This window comes from Luteimonas kalidii, from assembly GCF_029887935.1.
Lineage (GTDB): Bacteria > Pseudomonadota > Gammaproteobacteria > Xanthomonadales > Xanthomonadaceae > Luteimonas > Luteimonas kalidii.
In genome coordinates this window covers 453,972-471,371 of sequence record NZ_JARXRO010000020.1, presented here as the reverse complement: position 1 = coordinate 471,371, position 17,400 = coordinate 453,972, and the positions used below count along the sequence as shown (strand labels likewise).

Below are 17,400 nucleotides of genomic sequence, written 5' to 3'. Positions count from 1 at the left end.
CGGATGCGGCGCTCGACGGCAAGGGCGCCCTCGGCCGGGCCGCTCAAGGCGGGTCCGCACACGGCGCGTCCTCCGGTTCGCCCTCAGCGAATGCCGAGACCTCCGGGACCCGCTCTTCGATCGCGTGACGAATTCGCGTTCCGTTCTGCAGGTGCACCACCAGTTGCTCGACAAACTGTTCAAAGCGCGCCCGGCCCTGTGCCCGGGCGGCATCGACGTGGGCTTCTGGCAAGGGCGGCGTCACCGACAGGAAGTGGCGGATGTGCAGCGCCACGGTCTCGGTAAGGATGGTCTGGTCGCGCTCCAGTCGCTCGAACTGGCGGGTGAGGCGATCGAGACGGCGGGAGATGGCCGCCTCACGCCGGCCGGCGCCGTCCGGCGACAGGAACGAGGCCAGGGCCGCGGCAACGATGCTGGACTTCGACACGCCACGAGTGGCAGCCAGTTCGTCGAGGCGCCGCGCGTGCTCGCGCTCCAGGAAGATATTGAGGCGGCTGCGGCTCATAGCGGCAACCGCTCGTAGGTGGCTTCGTCGCCATGGTCGTCGACGAGCTCCGCGGCCTCGGGCTCGTCGTCCGGTACGGCCGAACGTTCGATGATGCAGCCGTCCCAGTCGTGCGCGCGGGGCGCAGGCGCGTCGGCGTAGTTGCCGTTCGCGAGCGCTGCAGGCGGCAGCACGCGGTCGAGCAGGTTGCGATCGACGAAGTAGCGCAGCTTCTGCGCACGCAGCGGCGGGTGTCCGGCGACCAGCACCAGTTCCTCGTCCGGTGGCAGTTGCATCACTTCGCCTGCCGTCAGCAGCGGACGGGGCGATGCCTGTCGCGACACGTTCACGTGGCCGAGCCAGAGCGACATGCGGTCGCCACCGTAGCTGCGGCTGGTGCGGACCTCGGTCGCCACGCCCAACGATTCGGAGAGGCGCCTCGCGGTGCGCTCGTCGTTTGGCGCGAAGGCAACGCGGACGTGACAGTTGTCGAGGATCGCGTTGCTGGCGCCGTAGGCCTGTTCGATCTGGTTGAGCGACTGCGCGATCAGCAGCGCACGCATCCTGTAGCCGGCCATAAACGCCAGGGCCTCTTCGAAGAAGTCCAGCCGGCCGAGCGCGGGGAACTCGTCCAGCACCCACAGCAGGCGGTGGTGCGCGTCGCCGCCATCCGCCTGCGCACGCCACGGCCACCGGCGTCGCGCTGCCTCCGCCGGTGGCAATGCCTCGGTCAGGCGCCGGCCGATCTGGTTGAGCAGCAGCCGGACCAGCGGCCGCGTGCGCGAGATGTCCGAGGGCGGCACCACCAGGTACAGAGATACTGGAACAGGTCCGGACACCAGGTCGTCGATGCACCAGTCGCAGCGCGAGGTGACGGTGGCAACGGTAGGGTCGTGGTACAGGCCGAGGAAGCTTATCGCGGTGGACAACACGCCGGAGCGTTCGTTCGGGCTGCGGTTGAGCATCTCGCGCGCGGCCGAGGCGACCACCGGGTGCGGCCGATCGCCCAGGTGCGGGCTGCGCAGCATCGCGGCGAAGGTGCGCTCGATCGGACGCGCGGGATCGGACAGGAAGTCGGCGACGCCGCGCAGGGTCTTGTCCGGCTCGGAGTACAGCACGTGCAGGATGGCGCCGACCAGAAGCGCGTGCGAGGTCTTCTCCCAGTGGTTACGGCGCTCGAGCGCGCCTTCCGGATCCACCAGCAGGTCGGCGATGTTCTGGACATCGCGCACCTCCCGCGTGCCTCGGCGAACTTCCAGCAGCGGGTTGTAGGCGGCCGAACGCGGATCGGTGGGATTGAAGTACAAGCAGTGGGAAAAGCGCGCACGCCAGCCGGAGGTGAGCTGCCAGTGCTCGCCCTTGATGTCGTGGATTACCGTCGAGCGCGGCCAGGTCAGCAGCGTCGGCACCACCAGCCCGGCGCCCTTGCCTGAACGCGTGGGCGCGATGGCCGCGACGTGCTCCGGGCCGTCGTGTCGCAGGTACGCACTGCCGAGCCTGCCGAGGAAGATGCCCGAGCGCGCGAGCAGGCCGGCGGTGCGGACGTCGGCCTCGTTCGCCCAACGCGCGGTACCGTAGGTGGTCGGCGGCGACTGCCGACCACTCCATGCACGCCCACCCAGCGCCGCCGCAGTAGCGAGCAGGCCACCACCGGCCGCGATCAGGCCACCCAGATTGAAGGTGCGCGGTGCCCACGCATCGAACGCGATCCACCACGGGAACAGCTGCCACGGCCGATAGACCGGTATGTCCTGCAGGACGAACCACGGCGGACCGAGGCGCGGATCGTGGCGCAGCGTGGCGGCCACCCATTGCGTCGCCGTCCACGTGCCCACGAGCGCGATCGCGGCGACCAGCGCCGCGGGAATCCATCGCTTGCTGTCCGACATTGCGGTCCACGGCTCCCGACGCCCGAGCCTTGGCATCCTTCCCGACCGCGCCACTCCTGTGGATGGAGAAACCGACACCTGCCCCGTCTCCTCCGGGCTTTTCCATAAGACGGCAGGCACCGGGAAATTCCCCACGCGTCAGCGCGAGCGGCCGATCAGAGGTGTGCGCTGGATCACGACCATCGCGCGATCCGGTGCGCGCGGTGCCGGACGGACGAAAACCTGCGCGCCATCGGGATAGCGCGACAGGTCCGCGCGATTGCCAAGATCGACGTAGTGCGCGCGGCCGTCCCTGCCGGCGACGACGAGGTAGCCGCGCTCGTGGAGTTCGTCGCTCAGGCCGCTGGCGAGGATCCTGCCACTCAGCGGCTTGCCCTTCGCCGGATCCCAGATGGTGTGCTCGTGCGCGTGCTTGCCGAGCCTGCGCTGCATCGTGCGGATGATGTCCCCGCGCTCGCCCAAGCTGCGCAAGACGCGCTCGGCCTCCGGATGCAGCGACCATTGCGCGCCGCGTTGCCGCTCGGCGAGGCCGAGCTTCGCCAAGTGCTGGAGACGGCCGATCAGCTGCGCGCGATGGCGGCGCCTACCGAGATCGCCGGGCACGTCGCGCAGGCTCACCATGCCGTCCCGCGTGCTACGCGTCAACGCCTGGTCCAGCGTCGTCCACCGGTCCTGCTGCGCCTCACGCACGAATTGGCGTTCGATCTCGTGGCGGGAACGCGGGCCCAGCCAGTCGGTGGCCAGCTCCGCGGCGCGCTGGCGCATGCCATGGCCGATGTAGTCGCGGGCGATAACCAGGTCGGCGCCGAGGTCGTCCTTACCGCGCAGGACGATGTGCGTGTGCGGATCGTCGGTGTCCCAGTGGTCCACGGCCACCCAATCGAGCCGGGTGCCGAGGTCGCGCTGCACCTGGGCCATGTGCGTGCGGGTGAAGGCGCGCAGATCACCGATCTCGTTGCCGTCCTCCGGCGCGAGGATGAAGCGGAACTCATGGCGATCCTCGCGGCAGCGCCGCTCGAAGGCGTCGCCGTCGGCGTAATCGGTGTCTGGGCCGTACAACCGCCCGCGTCCGCCCTCGCGGGTGACGCCGTCGCGCTCGATGTAGCGCAGGTGCTTCTGCGTCGATCGCTCACCGGCGCGCTTTAGCACCACCAGCCGCGCCTTGACGATGGCGCGACGCGAACGCGGCCCAAGCGACTGCCCCGCCAGGCGCGCGGCGACGTGGCCGCGACCCAGCCCCGCGCCCGGCCGCGCGGTGGCGTTCGCCAGCAGTCGCTGCGGCGAACGTCCGGCCTTCGACGTGGCCTTGAGCACCTGGCTGATGAAGCGCGGCGTGCGCCGCGCACCACGATCGCGCGGCGGGGTCGGGCGCGGGCGGAAGTCGTCGTCGCGGTCAGCCATGGCGCGGCTCCCACGTGCCGCAGCGCAGGCTGTCGCAGACGGCACGCACGAATCCCAATGCGATGAACGACTTGCACACGGCGACGGCACGCGCTGCCACTGTCGCGTGCCGTGGCCAATCCAATCCGGACAAGCACTTGTCCGCGCGGCCGTGCCGCCCCCTTCTATCTTGCCCGCCAGCCCCAAAGCACCGGTTCTTCAAAGCCCCCGCAACTGCAACGCACTCACGGCTGCACATGAGCAGTCTCCGCGGGTGGTTGGGCATGCCGGAGCGGCATGAACAGGCGGCCGGTCGACGCGGGCATGCCTGCCGACGCGGCGGCGTTCGCCCTGCGGATCGCGAACAGCGGATCGATCGGCGCATCGGCGGTGCCGGCGACCTGCGGCGCTCCGTCGATCCCGGCCGCCGCGGAGACCTGCGCGAGATAACGCCGCGTCTCCGCCGGCAGCGACGCCCCACGCTGCAGGTGCGCGGCGTAGCGGCCGGGGCCGGCGTGGTAGGCGGCGAACGCACCCGGCACGCCGAAGCGGTCGGCCAGTTCGCGCAGGTAGGCGGTGCCGGCGAGGATGTTCTCGCGCGGATCGTGCGGATCGTCTCCGAGGCCGTGCCGCCGGCGTAGGTCCGCCCACGTCGCCGGCATGATCTGCATCAGCCCCATCGCACCGGCATGCGAAGTGATGGGCCGGCCGTCGAGCTGCGTGCACCCGGCGCTCTCGGCGCGCATGACCGCGCGGATCCACGCTTCCGGCACGGCGTAGCGCCGCGATGCCTCGGCGATGTGCGGCTGCCATTGCGCGAGGCCGCAGCCGTGCGCGGGCGCGGCGACAGCCGCCGCCAGCAGCACGGCGCAGGCGAGGCGCTTCACCAGGTCCACAGCGGGACCGCACGGCCGAGGATCGCGTCGCGCCGGTCCGGCCCGAAGTAACGGCTGTCGAACGAGGCCGGATGCCGGGCCGCAAACAGGAACACCTCGTCCGGGGCCAGCGTGCGGCAGCCGGGCCAGGCCGCGAGCGGCCGGCCGTGGCCGTCGCGTTCGAGCACCCGCGCGACCTCGCGGCCGTCGATTCGGACCACGCCGTTGCGCACGCATACGTGCTGCCCGCCGACCGCGCCGATCCGTTTCAGGACCGGCAGGTGCTGCGGCAGGTAGCCGCGCCGGTGCGCCAGCTGTGCGGCGGACGCCGACAGCCGGGCGAAGACCGGCGTGCCCGGCCGCCACGCCTGCATTGGCCGCAGGAGGTACCAGCCGCGCGGCGCGCTGTCGCTGGGGTTGTAGAACAGCGGCGCCGGCCACGGTGCAAAGGTGGCCAGAGCGATGAGCAGCACCGTAACCGCGGCCGTGCCCAGCAGCCGGCGTTGTTGCCGGGTCACGACAGCAGGTTCCGGCGCCGCACCGCCGCGGTGTGTTCTGCGGCGGTGTAGACCGGCGGCGCGATGCCCGCGAGCAGGCGCTGGTGGAGCACGCACCAGTAGTCCTCGCTCACGTCCTCCGGCGCGATGTGCTGCGCCTCGATCGTGGCGATCGCGTTCAGCACCTGCGCGGTCCTGGCCGGCGTCGTCGCATGCAGCAGCAGCTGCGCGCCCGGGGCGATCCCATCCAGGCACGCCACGCGTTCGCCGGGGCCGGCGGCGCGCAGCACTGCCAGCTGCTGCCGCCCATCGGCGCGGCCTTCGACGCGGGCGAAGATCGCACCGGGCGGAAAGTAGACGCTGCGGGTCCGGTGCTCGGGCGCGTCTTCCCACAACGGCCGCCCGAAGCGCAGCCAGATCGACAAGCGACCCGGCAGGCACACCAGCGCGACGCGGGTCAGGGGAGTCATGGCGCCTCCCTCCCCTCGCCGTATTCGCGCTCGAGCAGGGCGCGCAGCATCACGGCGACGGTGACGCCGCGCTGGAAGGCAATGACCTTGATCCGGCTGCGCAGGTCGGGGGTGACATCGACGGTCAGCCGTGCGGTGAAGCCGTCGGTCCGGCCGTTGCCGCGCACCCAGGCCTCGGCGCCGGCATCGCGGGTCGGCCGCGGTCCGAGCCCGATGCGGCGCGTGCTCATCGCATCCACCCGCGGACTTCATCGCCCAGGCGCGCAATCTCCTGCGCGGCCGGGCAGGCGGCATCGATCTCGTCGACGAGTTGCCCGAGCGCAGCGGCCTCGGCGAACACCACGCGCTGGCTGACGGTCGAGGCCAGCACCGGCATGGCCTGCGGCGTGGTGTCCTGTTCGAGCGCCTGACGCACCTCGCGCCCGATCAGCGTGCGCACGACGCAGCGGTTGACGATGAAGGCCGCCTTCAGCCGCGGCTTGAACAGCCGCGCCTCGTTGACCAGGGCGACGATCTCGCTGGACGCCCACACGTCGTAGGGCGAAGGCTGAACTGGAACGAGCACGAGATCGGCAGCGAGGATCGCCGAGCGCGCCAGTGCGGTGACGCGCGGCGGCCCGTCGATGACGACGTGGTCGGCGCGACGTGCGAGCTCCGGCACTTCCTCGTGCAGCGTCTCGCGTGCGAGGCCGACGACGCCAAAGCGCCGGCGCCGGCCACCGTGGCTGCGCTTTTGCGCCCAGTCCAGCGCGGAGCCCTGCGGATCGGCGTCGATGACGACGACCTGCTTGCCGCCCGTGCTGAGTTCACCGGCGAGGTGGGTGGCGAGCGTGGTTTTGCCCACCCCGCCCTTCTGGTTGAGCAGCGCGACGATCATCCGCTTGCGCCTCCATCGTCGTGGTGGAAGCGGCGTGGATGTGCGGTCGGTGTATGGCGTGGGAGCAGTTGTCCACCGGAGCGGCGGATGCCTACCACCGTTATGCCTTTAAGCGTTAGAGCGTTACGGCGCGTGCAAGTACGCGTGCGTGTTGACGTTTTCTGGGGTTGGCACGTGTGATAGCACGAGGATTCCACGTGTGATGGCACGACAGTCGGCACTTGTGATGGCACGACGCTGTTCACAAGCTTTCCCGCCGTTGTCCACAGTGCCGCGACGGCACGCGTGCTGCGAACGGCACGCGACGGAACAGGAGCGTTTCGTTCGCCATGCGATCGCGCTCCACGTGGAGCATGTAACCGGGAAGCGGTTGTCGCTTCGCGATCCGCCGCAACCAGAGCGCAAAGTCGGCGCAGCTCATCTGGCTGCCGGATTTGGCGTGCAGGTGACGGAAGCCGAAGCGCCAGCCGGCGCGCTGGGAGCCGCCGTGCTTGCGCACCAGCCGGTACAGCCAGCGCTCGATGCCGCCTGAAAGCCGGAAGTACGCCGGGTCGATGGTCAGCACCAGTGAATGCTCGACGATGCCGGCGTAGAACCAGTCCGGCAGGATCAGCTCGACGCCGAGCGGCCGACCGCTGCGGTCGGCGCGCTCCTTCCACTCGTTGAGCCAGGAGAAGCGGTGCAAGCGCCGGCCAGTCGTTTCCCGGATCGAGGTGGCGACGCTGGTGGACTGCAGGCGGTCGAAAGCGGCGCGCAGCCGCTGGTAGTCGCGCAGCGAGGTGCCGCGGCCGATAAAGCGCAGGATCTCGTAGGGCGTGGTGACGATCCGGCGCGAGGTGGGCAGCCCGGCATCGTGCGCCTGCATCCACTGCGAGGCCGCCCAGATCAGCACGTCGGCATCCCAGATCGTGGCGATGCCGTGCTCGGCCGTGCCTTCCACCCGCACCGTCACGCCGCCGCTGCGAAAGTCGATTGGCCGGGTGCGCCGGGATTTGGCCAGCGAGAAGAACGGCCAGGCCATCAGGTCCTGCGCGTCGCGCGGCGCGAAGTCGCCGGGCAAAGCGCGGAACCGCGCCAGCGGCGTGCGGTCGCGTTCGGCGGACACCGTGCACGCTCAGCGCACCGGGTAGTTGGGGTCAGACGTCGATTCGCAGGTGCGCGCAGCCGACCAGTCCTCCAGATCGGCTACGGCGTAGAGCACGCGGCGACCGAACTTGCGGAACGGCGGCCCGCCGCCGATCACGCGCTGCTTCTCCAGCGTACGCGGCGAAAGCTTCAGCCAGGCGGCCGCTTCGGCGTTGGTCAGATAGCGCGGTGCGTTTTCGGGTGCAGTCGAAGCCATCGCAGCGTGCTCCGTCGGCGGCAGGCGCAGGGCTGCCGGTCCGGAACACGTTGGTCGAGTGCAACAGCGCAGCGAAGGGAGAATCGGCGCGTCAGCGCGGCTCTCCGCGTAGTCAGTCCAACAAGGTGCGGTACTGCCCTTCCATCAGCGCGCGACCGCGCTGGATCAGATAGCGCACCTGCGCGCGCAGTTCGCTGTCGGCCGACCAGTCCACGGCGACGCGCGCCTCGCCGAACGCGGCGATGGCGATCTCACGCTGCGAGGCACCGGCGAGGGCGCCATCCAGCGCCTGCAATGCGCGAGCATGGACAACCGCGCTGCGCGAGGGACGCGATACCGACGTGCGCGTGCCGACACGCGGCCTGCGCAGCAGGCCGAACGCGAGGTCGAGCAGTTGACGCGCTCGCTGGATCGTGGCACCGACCGGTACCACGCAGGCGAAGTGGTCGCCATCGTGCAGCCTCTCGGACAGCACCAAGCCGATCAACTCGCTGCCGGCGCGGACGTGCAGGTGCAAATCGGCGCCATCAACCGTCAGCGACTTGGCGCCGGGGATGGCCCAGAGGTCGAACCGCGCAGCGGCCGGATCGTCGTCAGGCACCAGCCGCGTCCATCGTCCGTGTCGGCGATGCCAGACCGGCTGCGCGTCGCGCGCATCAAGGTTCGGGTCTTCCGGGAAAGGACAACCCCCAGTGCGCGACGTCGCCCGTGCCGTGTACGGCACGCGACCAGTCGGCGCGGTAGTGGGGATTGCGGCGCAGGAACTCCCACGCCAGGTTCGGTCCCTTCAGGTGCAGCACGTACAGGTAGGCAGCCGAGGGCTGCCAGGCGGCGTCATCCGTCATGGCCTTATTCCTGCGGTCAAACTCGGCAAGTGTCGCGGCACGCGCGGCGTGCAGGGTGCATCGAACGCGATTCGCGCGCAAAGTTCAAGTCATTGTCGCACCGCCGTCGGCGTGTTTGCGACAGGGGTCGCTTGCTGAGAAGCGTAGTGACGTAACGACGACAATACGTCGTGCCGTGACTACGGTCGGATCGCGCCGGCCTCGCGCGCCTCGCTCAGATAGGCGCTGAGCGGCTGGTGCGCCGCGAAGTCGATGTCGCAGCGGATTTGATCGCCGGCGACGGTGGCGAGGTCCGACAGGCGCACGTAATCCAATGCCGGGGCGCCCAGGCCGAGGTCGCACAGGCCATAGGCGAGATCCGGATCGTCGGGATCGAGTTCGGTCAGCAGCCACGACGCTGGTCCGTCGGCGACGAACAGCCGCACCACCGGATACGGGTCATGGTCTTCGCCATTGGCTGTGCGCGCACCGTTGGCGAGCAAACGGATGCGCAACTGGCTGGGTATCAGATTCACGTCGTCGTTCGCGGGTTCACCCGCCCCCAACAGCTCACGCAAAGCCGGCGATCCGGCTTTGCGGTTCTACGGCATTCCACCATTCCGTCATGACGCCTTTACGGCAAGATCCCCGTGCGCCGGCCTCCGGCCGCGCGCAGGCATCTTCCGGCAATTTCCTCAGCGTGGAAAGCAGCGGCTCTCCGGACGGCCCGAGCCGCGTTGCCACCGTGCGCTACAGCCGGATGACCCCCGGCTGCGAAGAGCTACCGCACTGGTGAGTCAATGACGAACACTATAGATTGTAGCCCTAAAGGACGCAAACGGTTGAGATTCTGGGATTTGGCGGACTCCCAGAATGAAGGCCAAGTCATACCTGCCCGCGGCGCTCAAGACCATCCGCAAGGCCCGCGGCTTGAGCCAGGAAGCGTTCTCCGACATCTCCAGTCGCACCTACATGAGTTCGCTGGAGCGGGGGCTGAAAAGCCCGACGTTGAACAAGCTTGAAGAACTTTGCGAGGTGATGGGGGTGCATCCGTTGACGCTGTTGACGCTGGCCTACGCAGGGCATGATGAAGGCAAGGCCGAAGTGCTGCTTACGCAGACGGTGCGGGAACTCAGGATAGTCAACGCGAAAGACACTAGTTCGGCGGGATGAAGCGCACCGAACCTTCCCAGGCTTCTTGCTCACACGGGCAAGTCTCCTGCGTGAACCTATACGGCTGAAACTTCCCTCTCGGCTGATCAAGCTGCATCGAGAAGCCGGCTGAAACGACACGGCCTACGCGCCTTACGAAACTGACCACGACGCCATGCACGGAAAGGTCCGCCAACCGGCGGGGCCTTGAGCGCCCAGGCCCCGATGACACCGTCCAGCCTCGTATTACGCGCATAGACGCTCAGCGGATACTTCGCTGCGAAGCCCAGATCACGTTCGACCGGCAGGCCCAGCAGCCCCTGCACTTGCCGAAGCTCGGCCCAGGCTGACGTAGCCCAGTTCCGGGAACCCGAGGCCGATATCGCAGAGTCCGAAGGCAATATCGGGATCGCCCCCGGACAGCTCTGTCAGCAGCCAGGTCGCGGCGCCGTCCGTCGTGAACAGCGTTACACCGGTGGCGGGTCGATGGTTTCGCCGGCGGCTGTGCGTAGACCGTTAGCGAGCAGGCGCTCACGTTGTTCGTCGGTCAGGAGGTGCATGGTCGTCTTACCCTTCGTCATTGGTGCGTTGCGTGGCCCCGGCTCCGCAGGAGCAGGGGTTCGCAACAAGCCGATGGAGACCGCGGGCCACGCAGCCCGGCGCAGTCAAGGGAGCGGCGCAGCCGCAGCGCAGCGGGTGGCGCGGCCCGCAGCCGCAGGCGAGGACACGGGCCGCTGCGCGGGCCCTTGACTGGGGAAGCCGGGCGGAGTGGCAGTCGACACAAACGACAAAAGAAAAGCCCCGCTGCAATGCAGCGGGGCTTTCGCCGCAACGGTCAATCGTTGCTCGGTCGCGACCAGATCAGGCTGTAGCTGCCGTCGTCGCTCTCGACCAGGCGGGCGTAGATCGCCGCCGGGAACGAGGGATCATCCATTGAGACCGACAGGTATGCACGGTCAGCCTGGCTGGTCTTCTGCCATGCCGCGCCCAACTCGTAGTTGCCGGCCAGCACCCGGAAATCGGGGCTCTTGTCGCTGGCCTTGTCGTTCGGGACGAACTTGACCTTGACGTTGACGTTGAGGGTGCGGACGGTGCCCGCGTAGCCGTTCTCGGACTTGGTGAAGGTGCCGATGGTGCTCATGGTGTTGTCTCCTTTCGGTGGTGTCAGGTCGCGCCCATCGCGGCCTTGACGGCGATCCGACAGGCGACGGTCGGGCGCCCGCACCGCGTGCGGCCGCAACGCAGTGGAGGACCGGGAAGCGCAAAGAATTTGTGGGCGAGGAGGCGGCACGCCGGGGACATTGTTTGCGCGTCCGGTTGCGGGAACGAGCCCGAGGCGCAGCCGCACCGTCGACCACGATTCGCCGACAAGTGAAGGCCGCATGGGTCGAACGGGCCGAAAGAAACGCCAGTCCACCTGGCACGCCGCCGACGCGGGCGCCGTCTGCTCAATGGCAATGTACGCATGCGCCCGAATGACGAAGCCCGACAGCTCCGTCGCCCCGGCAGCTCGCTGCGAGTTGGGCGCGGGACGCGCAGGCCGCGCGTCCCGCCATCGGCATCGTTCCGACCAGCAACGCGACAACGCCCTGTCGCATGTCGACCACAAAGGCCGCGCATCCGGTCGTGCTCCCTCCGGCACGGCCCGTGCGACGCCACGTCCGGCAAGGCGCGGCGTACATTGCCGACGCACAAGAAAACGGGAGGGCTCGCGCCCTCCCGTCGTGACCACGTGGCTCAAACCCAGCCACGTTCGGCCAAAGAGACCGTGGTGTGCCCACCGACGACGATGTGGTCGAGCAACCGCACGTCCACCAGTGCCAGCGCCTGCTTCAACTGCAACGTGACCGCTCGATCGGCCGCGCTGGGCTCGGGGTTGCCGCTGGGATGATTGTGGCCCACAAGAATCGCGGCCGAGTTGCAGGCCAGCGCCCGTCGCACCACCTCGCGCGGATGCACCTCAGAACCGTCGATGGTGCCGAAGAACAATTCGGCGTAGTCGATCAGACGGTGCCTGGTGTCGAGGAACGCCGCGACGAACACCTCGCGCTCCAGGCCCGCGAGCTTGTCGCGGAAGAAGCCCCGTGCAGTCGACGGGTCCAGAAACGACGTCCCCCGCTGCATGCGCTGGTCGACCACCTGCCGCGCCGCCTCGAGGATCTGGTCCGCGCTCGCCGGACGATAGCGTCGACGCTTGTCGCGGATGAACAGTGGGGAATCGAAGGAAGAAAACGACATGAGCCTGCTCCGGTACCGGGCGGGATTGCCCGGCGCCGGCCCGCATGCCGCAGCGCAGCGGTCAAGGGTCGCAGACGGCCGCAGGCCGCAAGCGTGCACGGCACGCGCCACCCTTGAGGGCGAGAACGGCATGACATCCTGGCCGGACCGCAAGACCGCCCTCCTCCACGAACCGACCCGCAAGCGGAGCGCGCAGGTCCGCCAGGACCAAAGGCGTCAGGGATCAAAGCCGAATGGCCGCGACTCCAAGAGGCGCGGGGCGCAGCCCGCGAGCCCGACGGCGACACGCCAGGACGCATCGGGAAGTTCCTACACGCTGCCGCGATTCGAGCCGACTGTTTTCTTCCTTGCTCCGCGGCAAGCTGTCCCCGCCCCGGCAGCCCGACCGTTGCGCCAGACATGGTCGCCGGTCAGCAACGTATACGAGTCGCGACCTTGAGTAAGTCGTGAAGCTGGGCCGGGCGCCATTAGCAGCCGGAGCACCGCAATGCAGCGCAAACTGATCGAGATCGAAGCCGCCAGCGACGGCTGGATCTCAAGAACCTTGCCGGCGTCCTCACCTGCAGGACCAAGACCACAGCCATCCTCGAGGGCCGGCGGCGGGCGCGGCAGCGTTACGAGCAAACCGGCCAGCCGACCGCGCTGAAGGTACCCGTCGGCTGGGGCGAGACTGCCATGGTCGGCGCCTGCGGTTGATCCCCCGGCTTACGCCGCGATCGCAGTATCAGGGTGCCACACGATCGGGTTATAGCTCATCAAAGTGGCGCCGTCTGCTCCACGGCTCAACTCAATCGTGATCAGGCGGTCATCCTGGAAGGCAGGGGCAAGCTCAAGCGCCAGGTAATCAAAGAGCTGCTTCTCGTGGACCGCGATGATGATCTGCCTGTTGTGCCCTTTAGACAGGGTTCGCAACAACGCTGCAAACTGCGCGATATGAACTTCATCCATGCTCTGAACAGGATCGTCAATCACCAGCCAAGGAAGAACTGGTGCGACGGATAGATGCAGCGAGAGAAACAGGGTAAGGGCCGCGGTGTTCAGATTGCCTGCACTGAGCATTGCGCGAGGGTTGCCACCCCGTCCGCCTGATCGATAGTGGGTTTCGAGAACCGCCTCTACCGCACCGGATGCATTCTCGGGCAATGCGAACGCCGGCACGAACGGCTCCTCGGGTGCGAGGCGAACGAAGAGATCTCGCCAGATCGCGTTCAAGGAATCATTGAAGACCCGACGAACGATGTCCGTGCGCGTATCCCGGGCTCGTTTCGCCAGCTCCCTGGCATCGAGAATGATCTTCTCTGCAGCCTCCTTATTCTCTGTCAATGCAGAGATACGACTCTCGATGCTCTTGGTCTCCTGCTTCAAAGCAGCACGGCGCGCGCGAACGTTCTCGAGCTCGCGCAGCTGGGATACGGCGAGCCGCCGCGCCGATAGGCGCTTCTCAAGCTCCGTGGTCTTCGCCGATATGCTTTCGTTGAAGCGATCGACGATATCTGCAACACCCACATTGTCTGCCGGAACATTCACCCCCAGCGTTTCGGCCAAGCCGGCCAGGGTTTCGCGTATCGATTCGCCTTGCAAATCACGTGATTGGAAAGCGACCAGGTTCTTGCTCGCGACGACGGCATCCTCGGTCAACTTCTGGCCACTCTCAGCAACCGGGTTCAAGTCAGCAAGAGAGCGTGACAGTTCTGCCAACTGCGCTTCGCGGGTCTTTGCTTCATCTCGAAGCTTGGGATCCAGCCGCTGGCTGGCCAGCGTATCGCGTTGCCTTACAGCATCCGTCAAGGCGGACACGGTCTGCACGCGTTCCCGTGAAAGCGCTTGCAAGCTGCTGGCGCGTTCGGTGAGGTCGCCAATGCGCGCCGCCACATGGGCTCGCAGATCAACACCCGATACCTCACTGAAATCCCTCCCGCACACGGGACAATCATCTGAGTGCACGTGCGGGAGGACCTCGCTCAGGGTCTTCGCGAGTTGGCCTGCGTTCTCGGTGTGCTCCGCAATCTGTTTTTCCAATATGTTCACGCGCGCCTGGGCTCGCTCGATATCCTGGTTGAAGGCGGCCAGCTTCGTGTCATCTCCGGCGGATTCTTCCAGCAGCTTCCTAAGTCGATCGAGTTCGGCCCCAACGCTTCGGATCAGAACCTGGTGTTGCGAGACAGGCCCGCCATCCGAGGCGATCTGTTGGCTGGGAAACAATGCGGTTCCTCTCGCGACAGTTTGCTCCAAGACAGCACCGGGACCGGCTCTCCAAGCCTCAAGGGCTGCGGCGGACTCTGATGCCCGGGTTTCGGCCTGGCTGCGTACTTCCCCCGACCCTCCGGCGATGGATTTCCATTGCTGCTCGACCGCTCCCACGTTCCGACGCAATCCGGCCAAACGCTGCAGCTCGGGTTCTTCCGAGGTCCGACCCAAACGGTCGCGAAGCACTTCGATCTCAAGCAGCATTCCCGGTTCGATCGACAGAGTGGCTAGCGCTTCGCCGATTGTGCTGGACGTTGCAGTCTCAGCTTCGTCCAAGGAAACAAGTTCCGGTCGAACGCGTTCGAGCTCCTTGGAGAGCGCCGGAATATTCTCTCTGGCCTCCCAATAGGCAGGCACAGTAGAGCGAAAGCGCCGCACGTCGCCCGCGTCATGCAGGCCATCTATCAACGCATCCAGATGATCCAACCCGAGCAGATCCTTAACGAACCTGGTCAGGGTCGAGTCGGATTTTCGCGTGTCCTTGTCTTCATAGATTTCCAGCAGCCGCCCCAATGTGGCTTGGGCCAGGAAACATCTTTCGCTGTAAAAGCGCGCGGACACCTCGTCGATGAGAGGTGCTCCCGTAATCTGGGTACGCGAGACACGCAGCTCTGTGTCCGACCTGGGTTGTGCCAAGCCGCTTCCGCTGATCTGGATTCTGCTTGTTTCGGCCTCCTTGTGAACCAGATGCCCGATGTAGTCAGGGTCTACTCGCGCGAGGGACGGCACCTGCCCGGTCAACCCCAACTCTATCGCGGAAAGCAGACTCGTTTTTCCGGCGCCGTTCTGCCCGTGTATCAATACGACAGGCGCATCGAGCGGCACAACGATCGAGCCGCGAATACTGCGGAAGTCGGTAACACTGATCGATGTGAGTCGAGTCATGGCGCTTCTTCGCTCTCGTCCAGCACATCCGTTAGGAGGTCGTGCAACCCCGTTTGCACCGCGTCAGCACCCTGCTGCGCGACGTCGATGAGCCCGCGAACCTGGGAGTCAATATCGCTCGTAGCCGCCCTTATGGATGCGATCGGATCGGCGACGCCTTGGCTCGGCTGTGGAAGTGCGAGCGGCAATAAGACGGCAAGCCAGTTGGTCAATCCCACTGAGGGATCATCGTCAACCTGGGTTCCGACCGGCAACACGCGGCCGATTTTCGCCATCGCCTCGATCACCTCGGATTCGGGTCGCGGACCAGCGAGGACGATCGTGATAGGTCGTTTGGACTGCAAAACGTCCAACGCCCTGCCTAGGCTCTCCACTTTACGCAGGATGCGCGTTGCCGTTTCAAACGCGGTATCCGCGACAAGCACCAAATCTGACGATCGGTCGGGCCCGATAAACGCCGCAGGGAACTCGAACGCGAGCCCAGCGATCAACAGAGGACTCGGCAGACGGCGATAATCGGCCGTTTCGAGGACTTCGCCTATCCGCTCGACGGGTGTACTTGCGGTCATATCGCAACAGCCTCCCGAAATCGCTGTACGAGATCATTTGTATTGGCGGCGTCAGATAGCAACTCGGTGACGCTGACTTGGCGCAGTCCGACCCTGCCTGTGCGACCCGGCGCTATACGTGGCGAGCGAGCCATCGTCGGTACGATCTGATCGCTGTGCACGAGGATCGCTTCGGCAGCCACATGCCCGTTGTGCTGTAGGCGAAGGGCTGCGTTGCTGTTGGCAGCGAACAAAACGCTCGTTGATCCTAGCGTCGAAGTCATGCGGATCACGCCGGACTGAGGATCGGCTAAGTTGGGGGCAGCGAGGGTCCAATGATCGCCGCGAGCACCCAGGCCGAGAATTCCCATTGCGACAGCGAGCTCGCGAAGACCAGAAGCCGGAATAGCGGCATTGGTCTCGATTCGGTGCAAGGGAACGTCCGTTAGCGGGTGATAAGGCCGTGGCGCTGCGCCCGCGTGCCCATCGCGATAAAGACTGATGAATCGGCTCGACTGATCGACAAGCGCCCGGATGAATACTAACCTGTCATCTTCCGCACCCGCAGCAACATGGTCGCGCAATGCATTGATTCCCGCTTGCAACTCCGCGCGGTCGACATCATTCAATTCCGACGGCGCGATCTCGACGAGCTTGTGCAGTTTCGCGCATAGCACGTGCAAGGTAAGTGCGATCAGTAGCGGTTTGGCATAAGCGCGTACTAGCGAGCCATCCATAACCTGCTGTCTGTTGCCAGGATTCATGGTTGCTCGATAGACGTTTTGGAGCATACCTTGCTGATCTGCGCCTACTCGGTCTCCAGAAAATACGACACTTGGACGATCGCCCGGCCACGCCCAAGGGGATTGATTTTCTGCTCTTGCGAACAATGCTTGAATATTCGCATCCTGCGCAGACAACCCCATCATCAGGGTCGGCTTGCTGATGATGATCCCGACAATCTTGCTTACGAGCGCATGATGCTCTGCATGGTCGACCCATCCGTTGATCTGAGAAGCGCGGCCAATCAGAAATCTCCTGTACCCGTCCTCATCTCCCACTGCGCGAACAGCACAACCATGAAACTTGTAGAGCCATGCTTGCTGCGCAGGCTCTTGCAGATCCTCGCGACGAACACAGACAACAAGACAGGGAAGACTTCCCGTCAACTCATCGACGGCCCTCTCGATGAGTCCGTCCCAATTGGCCGTCGCAAGATCCGTTGCCACGCCTTCCAATACCAGCATGCCCAAGCATAGATGCTCGACGTCTGGTTCTATTGTCGAAGCAGCATACGTCGCCGCTATATCTATACCATTCCACAGCAGGTAGTCTTCGACTTCGCCAGCCACCTGTATGTTCAAAAGCCGCGCGTAGTTATTGATCAACACCTTTGTGATTGCTTCAGCGTTCGGCCAATCCGCGAATGGAACGGCATAGTCGACGCGAGCCAAGTCTTCGGCTGTCAACGCGGCCAGATCGAGCGCTTCTGCCATTGCAGTCTTGAAGCGGCATCCGTCGTCTGTGGAGTCGATTCGCCCACGCAGGAATTCGAGAACGCGAGGAACGACTTTCCCCAGCCCGTCCACACGGTCGAACGATATTCCAGATCCGAGCCAGAAAGCATACCGGCCTTCGGCAACGCCCGCCGCTACGCTTAGAAACGGCCCATCCAACAGCGTGAGTGTCTCA

The 17,400-nt window shown here is 66.2% G+C and carries 20 protein-coding genes; 1 reads left to right on the top strand and 19 read right to left on the bottom strand.

The window, feature by feature from the left end:
- Window positions 1-43: 43 nt before the first annotated feature.
- The 13 genes from QFW81_RS15635 to QFW81_RS15575 form a co-directional block, all read right to left on the bottom strand.
- Window positions 44-505: a ribbon-helix-helix protein, CopG family gene (locus tag QFW81_RS15635; RefSeq protein WP_280580085.1), complete on the bottom strand. Its 462-nt coding sequence runs from the start codon at window positions 503-505 to the stop codon at window positions 44-46.
- Window positions 502-2,373, bottom strand: coding sequence for an IncP-type conjugal transfer protein TraG (gene traG / locus QFW81_RS15630; RefSeq protein WP_425604058.1), 1,872 nt, complete (start codon window positions 2,371-2,373; stop codon window positions 502-504). Before traG ends, QFW81_RS15635 begins: the two co-directional genes overlap by 4 nt.
- A gap of 138 nt (window positions 2,374-2,511) precedes the next feature.
- Entirely contained in the window at window positions 2,512-3,960 is a 1,449-nt protein-coding gene (locus QFW81_RS15625; RefSeq protein WP_280580084.1) for a DUF3363 domain-containing protein, read from the bottom strand.
- A gap of 38 nt (window positions 3,961-3,998) precedes the next feature.
- Window positions 3,999-4,640 (bottom strand): lytic transglycosylase domain-containing protein, encoded by a 642-nt coding sequence (locus QFW81_RS15620; RefSeq protein ID WP_280580083.1) that lies wholly within the window; start codon window positions 4,638-4,640, stop codon window positions 3,999-4,001.
- Window positions 4,637-5,146: a S26 family signal peptidase gene (locus QFW81_RS15615; RefSeq protein WP_280580082.1), complete on the bottom strand. Its 510-nt coding sequence runs from the start codon at window positions 5,144-5,146 to the stop codon at window positions 4,637-4,639. Before QFW81_RS15615 ends, QFW81_RS15620 begins: the two co-directional genes overlap by 4 nt.
- On the bottom strand, window positions 5,143-5,595 hold the full coding sequence (locus tag QFW81_RS15610) for a DUF2840 domain-containing protein (protein ID WP_280580081.1): 453 nt from the start codon (window positions 5,593-5,595) through the stop codon (window positions 5,143-5,145). Before QFW81_RS15610 ends, QFW81_RS15615 begins: the two co-directional genes overlap by 4 nt.
- Window positions 5,592-5,825, bottom strand: a complete 234-nt coding sequence (locus tag QFW81_RS15605; RefSeq protein WP_280580080.1) for a chromosome partitioning protein ParB — start codon at window positions 5,823-5,825, stop codon at window positions 5,592-5,594. Before QFW81_RS15605 ends, QFW81_RS15610 begins: the two co-directional genes overlap by 4 nt.
- Window positions 5,822-6,472 carry a ParA family partition ATPase gene (gene parA, locus QFW81_RS15600; RefSeq protein ID WP_280580078.1) on the bottom strand — a complete coding sequence of 217 codons (651 nt, stop codon included), beginning with the start codon at window positions 6,470-6,472 and terminating at the stop codon, window positions 5,822-5,824. The genes QFW81_RS15605 and parA overlap by 4 nt, the downstream gene beginning before the upstream one ends.
- A gap of 241 nt (window positions 6,473-6,713) precedes the next feature.
- Window positions 6,714-7,577 (bottom strand): replication initiator protein A, encoded by an 864-nt coding sequence (locus QFW81_RS15595; protein WP_280580077.1) that lies wholly within the window; start codon window positions 7,575-7,577, stop codon window positions 6,714-6,716.
- 9 nt (window positions 7,578-7,586) lie between these two features.
- The gene (locus tag QFW81_RS15590; RefSeq protein ID WP_280580075.1) at window positions 7,587-7,814 is read right to left on the bottom strand and encodes a helix-turn-helix transcriptional regulator; all 228 of its coding nucleotides are present in this window, start codon (window positions 7,812-7,814) and stop codon (window positions 7,587-7,589) included.
- Window positions 7,815-7,926: 112 nt separating this feature from the next.
- Window positions 7,927-8,415 (bottom strand): DUF2285 domain-containing protein, encoded by a 489-nt coding sequence (locus QFW81_RS15585; RefSeq protein WP_280580073.1) that lies wholly within the window; start codon window positions 8,413-8,415, stop codon window positions 7,927-7,929.
- Between the two features lie 55 nt (window positions 8,416-8,470).
- On the bottom strand, window positions 8,471-8,659 hold the full coding sequence (locus QFW81_RS15580; protein WP_280580071.1) for a transcriptional regulator domain-containing protein: 189 nt from the start codon (window positions 8,657-8,659) through the stop codon (window positions 8,471-8,473).
- 179 nt (window positions 8,660-8,838) lie between these two features.
- Entirely contained in the window at window positions 8,839-9,216 is a 378-nt protein-coding gene (locus QFW81_RS15575) for a DUF2958 domain-containing protein (protein ID WP_425604057.1), read from the bottom strand.
- Between the two features lie 295 nt (window positions 9,217-9,511).
- On the opposite strand from QFW81_RS15575, the gene QFW81_RS15570 reads away from it, so the two are divergent.
- Window positions 9,512-9,811: a helix-turn-helix domain-containing protein gene (locus tag QFW81_RS15570; RefSeq protein WP_280580069.1), complete on the top strand. Its 300-nt coding sequence runs from the start codon at window positions 9,512-9,514 to the stop codon at window positions 9,809-9,811.
- 86 nt (window positions 9,812-9,897) lie between these two features.
- Here QFW81_RS15570 and QFW81_RS17750 read toward each other — a convergent pair whose 3' ends face one another.
- From QFW81_RS17750 to QFW81_RS15540, 6 genes are all read right to left on the bottom strand, one after another.
- Window positions 9,898-10,191: a DUF2958 domain-containing protein gene (locus tag QFW81_RS17750; protein WP_425604056.1), complete on the bottom strand. Its 294-nt coding sequence runs from the start codon at window positions 10,189-10,191 to the stop codon at window positions 9,898-9,900.
- Between the two features lie 434 nt (window positions 10,192-10,625).
- Window positions 10,626-10,931, bottom strand: coding sequence for a DUF736 domain-containing protein (locus QFW81_RS15560; protein ID WP_280580068.1), 306 nt, complete (start codon window positions 10,929-10,931; stop codon window positions 10,626-10,628).
- Between the two features lie 596 nt (window positions 10,932-11,527).
- A complete protein-coding gene (gene radC / locus QFW81_RS15555) occupies window positions 11,528-12,028 on the bottom strand; it encodes a RadC family protein (RefSeq protein WP_280580066.1) in 501 nt (166 codons plus the stop codon).
- A 705-nt stretch (window positions 12,029-12,733) separates the two neighbouring features.
- Window positions 12,734-15,160: an AAA family ATPase gene (locus QFW81_RS15550; protein ID WP_280580065.1), complete on the bottom strand. Its 2,427-nt coding sequence runs from the start codon at window positions 15,158-15,160 to the stop codon at window positions 12,734-12,736.
- Window positions 15,157-15,729 carry a hypothetical protein gene (locus QFW81_RS15545; RefSeq protein ID WP_280580064.1) on the bottom strand — a complete coding sequence of 191 codons (573 nt, stop codon included), beginning with the start codon at window positions 15,727-15,729 and terminating at the stop codon, window positions 15,157-15,159. Before QFW81_RS15545 ends, QFW81_RS15550 begins: the two co-directional genes overlap by 4 nt.
- The gene (locus tag QFW81_RS15540; protein WP_280580063.1) at window positions 15,726-17,204 is read right to left on the bottom strand and encodes an SIR2 family protein; all 1,479 of its coding nucleotides are present in this window, start codon (window positions 17,202-17,204) and stop codon (window positions 15,726-15,728) included. Before QFW81_RS15540 ends, QFW81_RS15545 begins: the two co-directional genes overlap by 4 nt.
- Between the last annotated feature and the right edge of the window lie 196 nt (window positions 17,205-17,400).